Origin of the sequence: Nocardioides sp., from assembly GCF_031422975.1 — a bacterium.
In the GTDB taxonomy this organism is placed as follows: Bacteria; Actinomycetota; Actinomycetes; order Propionibacteriales; family Nocardioidaceae; genus Nocardioides.
Map to the genome: position 1 here is coordinate 1 of NZ_JANPEO010000300.1, position 4,990 is coordinate 4,990.

At 70.9% G+C, this 4,990-nt stretch carries 5 protein-coding genes; all 5 read right to left on the bottom strand.

The window, feature by feature from the left end; translation table 11 throughout:
• A partial coding sequence (locus tag RMO85_RS09030) for a hypothetical protein (RefSeq protein WP_310528394.1) occupies nucleotides 1-198 on the bottom strand: 198 nt, incomplete at its 3' end.
• A gap of 167 nt (nucleotides 199-365) precedes the next feature.
• Nucleotides 366-1,412 (bottom strand): phosphatase PAP2 family protein, encoded by a 1,047-nt coding sequence (locus RMO85_RS09035; RefSeq protein WP_310528395.1) that lies wholly within the window; start codon nucleotides 1,410-1,412, stop codon nucleotides 366-368.
• A 32-nt stretch (nucleotides 1,413-1,444) separates the two neighbouring features.
• Complete coding sequence (locus RMO85_RS09040) at nucleotides 1,445-2,461, bottom strand: ABC transporter ATP-binding protein (RefSeq protein ID WP_310528396.1); 1,017 nt, start codon at nucleotides 2,459-2,461, stop codon at nucleotides 1,445-1,447.
• Nucleotides 2,462-2,463: 2 nt separating this feature from the next.
• On the bottom strand, nucleotides 2,464-4,119 hold the full coding sequence (locus RMO85_RS09045; protein ID WP_310528397.1) for an iron ABC transporter permease: 1,656 nt from the start codon (nucleotides 4,117-4,119) through the stop codon (nucleotides 2,464-2,466).
• On the bottom strand, nucleotides 4,095-4,990 hold an 896-nt coding region (locus RMO85_RS09050; RefSeq protein WP_310528398.1), incomplete at its 5' end, for a thiamine ABC transporter substrate-binding protein. The genes RMO85_RS09045 and RMO85_RS09050, both read right to left, overlap by 25 nt.

Here is a 4,990-nt window from a genome sequence, read left to right on the forward strand (position 1 = left end):
GGCGGCCACGTCTCGCGCAGCCGAGTCGGCGTCGTCCTCGGCGCTCGCGACGTCCTCCTGCGAGGGCGTGTCGTCAGCAGCGGCGGACGCCGAGACGGCGCCCGCGAACCCACTGCTCAGCAGGGTCACGCTCAGCGTCGCCGCCAGGATCCGACGGATCGGCGTTCGACGAGATGAGGGCGTAGACAGGGCTCGCACGGTGGTTCCCCTTGGCAGTAGACGGCCATGGGTGACTTCCCTTTCACCCATGACACTTGCGGCACGTTAGTGCTCACCAGTCCCAAAGGGAACAACTTTCCCAAAAAACCCGCAAGTCATCGGCGTGTCGACTTGCGAACTACAAGGTTGTAGTTCTCGAGATGTGGTCAGTCTGCGTCGACCGGGACCATCGAAGTGGTCGACGTCGGGTGCGAGGCGAAGCCGCCGCGGTCGAACTTCTGGCCGCTGGCGAGGCCGCCGAGCCAGAAGGAGACGAGGGCGATCGCCACACCGGCGATGTCGTCGGCGACGTAGTGCCAGCCGAAGTAGAGCGTGGCGACGACCGTGATCGCGAAGTTGACCCAGAAGACGACGTGGATGATCCGGTTGCGCAACGTGTACTGCACCATCAGCGCGACCAGCAAGGTGATGGCGACATGCAGGCTGGCGAAGCCCGCCACCGACTGGACGGCACCCACGGCGCCGTCGCGGATGACGCCTTGTCGTGCGTAGTAGAGGGAGTCCATCAAGGCACTCGATCCCGTATCCGGGAGGTCGCCGTACAGATGGGAGTAGGCGAAGCCGGGTCCCAGTGTCGGTAGGGCGTAGTAGGACGCGGTTCCCAGCGTCCACGCCAGGCACTGCGAGGTGGCGAACCAGTAGCCGAAGGTGATGTTGCGCGACCAGACCAGCCAGGCGGCCAGCGCCAGCGGCACCAGCGGCAGGAACCACAGGTAGACCGACGACAGCACGTGCGAACTGATGCCCGTGCCGAAGACGGTGTGGAGCACCGTGGCGGGCTCGTGGCCGAAGAAGAGCGCGCGGTCCATGAGGTGGAGCTCGCGGTCGTACTTCTCGTCCCCCACGATGAAGGGCAGGAAGGACTTGAGGTTTCGATAGCTGACGTAGGTGATGTAGAAGCACACGAGGCCCAAAACGACCAGGACCATCCGCTCGCGGGTCCAGTGGTCGCGCACGCGGCCCTTGACGATGTCCGGCATCAGCGCCGGGTTCAGCCCGGACACCCACAGGGTTCGCGGCAGCATGTCGAGGAGGAAGGCCCCGAGCACCAGCAACGGAAGGCGCAGCCACGACGGTCCGAGGAATCCTTCGGGGTCGACGAGTCGCCGGTCCAGGGTGATCGCGGCAACGACCGCGAGCAGGCCGGTGACGGTGGCGACCCCGATGAGGAGGACGTAGGCCGGGCGATACACGAGCGCCAGTCTAGGCAGGTGCCACGGACAGGTCAGATTCGCGGGATCAGGGCGATGCGGGTCGGATCGACCCGCAGTCGCACGCTCTCGCCCGGTCCACAGTGGCTGCCGCGAGGGGCGATCGCGTCGACGAGTCCGACCCCATCGACCTCGGCGACCAGTCGCAACAGCGCCGGGGTCGCGCGTGCGGACTCGTCGGTGCCGACGAGGGGACCTTGCTCGTCGGCGACGAGCGCCGAGCGGCGTACGGCGAGGCCCGCGACGTCATCGGCAGGTGGACCGGCGGGTGCGGCGTCAGCCTGCCCGGGGATCGCGGCCAGCACCGTCGCGGCGGCGGCTCCGGTGAGGACCCGCGCGTAGCCGAGGAAGAGCGCGGTCTCGGTGTCGACCGGCGCGGCCCACACGTCACCGATCGGGCCGGACTGGACGACGCGTCCCGCCTGCATGACGGCCAGCCGGTCGGCGACCTGGAAGGCCTCCTCGTGGTCGTGGGTGACCATCAGTGCCGTGGTGCCGGCAGCGTGCAGGATCTCGCGCAGGTCGACGGCGAGGCGCTCGCGCAGGCCCGCATCGAGGGCGGACAGCGGTTCGTCGAGGAGCAGGAGACGGGGTTCGACGGCGAGCGCGCGGGCCAGCGCGACCCGCTGGCGCTCGCCGCCGGACAGCGTGGCCGGGAGGCGGTCGGCGTACCCCTCGAGCCCGACCAGGGCGAGCAGCTCGGCCACCCGCCCCGAGCTCGGTCGACGGCGAAGGCGGAGCGCGTAGCCGACGTTGCGGGCCACCGACATGTGGGCGAAGAGCTGGCCGTCCTGGAACATCAGCGCGAAGCCGCGCTTGTGTGTGGGCAGGCGGTCCACGCCCTGGCCGTCGAAGGCGATGGTGCCGGCGGCGAGGGGCTCGAGGCCGGCGACGGCGCGCAGCAGCGTGGACTTGCCGCAGCCGGAGGGGCCGAGCACCGCGAGCACCGAGCCGTCGGGGACCTCGAGGGTCACGTCGTCGACGGCGACGACGCCGTCATAGGCGACCGAGACGTCCGTGAGGGTCAGCATCGTCAGAAGGCTCCCACGCTCGGCACGCGCAGCCGCTCGACCGCCAGCATCACGACGGCGGTCGCGGTGGCGAGCACCACCGAGGCCGCCAGCGCCATGCCGTAGTTGAGCGCGCCCGGGTGCCCGATCAGTCGGAAGATGACCACCGGCACGGTCGGGTGCTCGTCGCGGGCCAGGAAGGACGTCGCACCGAACTCACCCAGCGAGGCGGCGAACGCGAACCCGCTCGCCGCCAGCAACGGCTTGAAGACCACGGGCAGGTCGACGCTCAGCAGTGCCCGCCACGGAGAGGCGCCGAGCGAGGCGGCCGCCTGTCGTTGCCGGTCGTCGATGCCGGCGAGGACCGGGACGAGGGTGCGGACAACGAGGGGCAGCGCGACCAGTGCCTGCGCGATCGGCACCAGCAGGGGCGAGTCACGCAGGTTGAGCGGCGGGTGGTCGAGCGTGATCAGGAAGCCGAAGCCGAGGGTCACGGCGCTGACACCGAGCGGCAGCATGAAGAAGCCGTCGAGGAGGCCGCGGACCCGTCGCTCGGCACGGGTCTGGGAGCGACGGGTCACGAGTACGGCGACGGCGAGCCCCATCGAGAGCGCCATCCAGGTCGCGTCGACGGCGGTCCGGACGGAGGTGAGCAACGCGTCGGTCACCGGCACCAGCAGGGCGTCGTTGCTGCCGACACCGCTGAGCGCTCGGTAGTTCGCGGTCGACCAGCCTGCGTCGGTGTGGAAGGAGCCCAGCACGAGCGACGCGATCGGCGCCGCGACCATGATCAGCACCAGGGCGGTCACCACCAGGGCGGGTGCGTCCCCGGAACGGATCTGCCTCGGCCGGGCGGTCGAGCGGTTCGCCGTGGCGTCGGGGGTCGCTCGCAGTCTCGCGGCGAGTCCCAGCAGAGCCACCACGACGACGAGCTGGAGCACTGAGAGCGCGGCCGCGGCCGGCAGGTCGAAGAGCGTCGTGGTCAGCAGGTAGATCTCGGTCTCGACCGTCGCGTAGCGCACGCCTCCGAGGGTCAGCACGATCCCGAAGGCCGTCGCACAGAACAGGAAGACCACGCTCGCCGCGCTCACGATCGCCGGCCGCAGGGCAGGCAGCGTGACCGTCCACCACACCTGGACGGGGGTCGCCCCGAGAGCGGCCGCGGCCTCGGCGGGCCGGGCGTCGAGCGACTCCCAGGCGGCGCCGACCGCCCGGATCACGACGGCCACGTTGAAGAAAACCAGCCCGGCCACGATCGCGACCGGGGTGCCGTCCAGGGCGAGGAAGCCGAGCGGTCCGGCCTCCCCGAGCAGCAGCCGGAAGGCGACGCCGACCACCACGGTCGGCAGCACGAACGGCACCAGCAACGCGGCCCGGAGCAGCCGTCGCCCGGGCAGCGCCAGCCGGTGCAGCACGAACGCGACCGGCAGTCCGAGGAGCACGGCGACCGCGGTGGCCAGGCCCGCCGACCACACCGTGAACCACGCGACCCGTGCGACCCGGGGCCGCGTCAGCACCTCGATGACCCCGCCGGGGTCGAAGACACCGTCGGGCCACAGGCCCCGCGCCACCATCCCGCTCACCGGCAGCACGAAGAAGACCCCCACCACCAGGACCGGCCCGGTGGCGAGCAGCGCGAGGGTGAGCCAGCGCCTCACCTCGAGATGACGTCCGTCCACTCGGCCAGCCACTGCTCACGGTTGGCAGCGATCTCGGCCGGCGGCACCGACAGCGGCGCGGTCGGCTGCACGGCGTACGCCGCCCAGTCGGCCGGCACGTCGACGGTGTCGCTGACGGGGAAGACGTACATCGCGGTCGGCAAGGCTGCCTGGACGTCGTCGGAGAGCAGCCAGTCGATGACGGCCTGCGCGCCGGCGGGGTTGACCGCACCGGAGAGGACGCCGGCGTACTCCACCTGGCGAAAGCACGTGTCGAGGAGCGCGGCGGTCGAGGACGCGTCGCTGCCCTTGGGCACGGTGAACGCGGGCGACGAGTCGTAGGAGACCACGATCGGACGCGCACCCTTGCCGCCACCCTGGGTGAAGTCGCCGTAGTAGGCGTCCTCCCAGCCGTCGACGACCTTGACCCCGTTGTCGAGGAGGCGGGTCCAGTAGTCCTGCCAGCCGCCCCCATCGGTGCCACTGCCGTACGCCGCGACCGTGGCCAGGAAGAACGCCATCCCGGTCGAGCTCGTCGAGGCGCCCGGCGTCACCATCAGGTCCCGGTAGGTGGGCTCCGCCAGATCAGCCAGCGACGACGGGGGCGTGACGCCCTGCTGCTCGAACCACGTCGTGTCGATGTTGACGCACACGTGGCCGACGTCGATCGGGGTCAGCCTGTCGGCGCCCTCGTCGAGCGCGAACTCGTCCGCACCGGGAGGCAGGGTCGGCTCGTAGGCCGCGAACACCCCCTCGTCGAGCGGGCGCGAGGCGAAGGTGTTGTCGACGCCGAACGCCACGTCGCCCTGCGGGTTGCCCTGGCTGAGCACGAGCTTGTTGGTCAGCGTGCCGGCGTCGCCGGAGGCGCGGACGACGAGGTCGTAGCCGCTGT

Bases quoted from the DNA above. Each gene is read 5' to 3' on its own strand.
- RMO85_RS09040 (WP_310528396.1), bottom strand. From the start codon at position 2,461: ATGCTGACCCTCACGGACGTCTCGGTCGCCTATGACGGCGTCGTCGCC.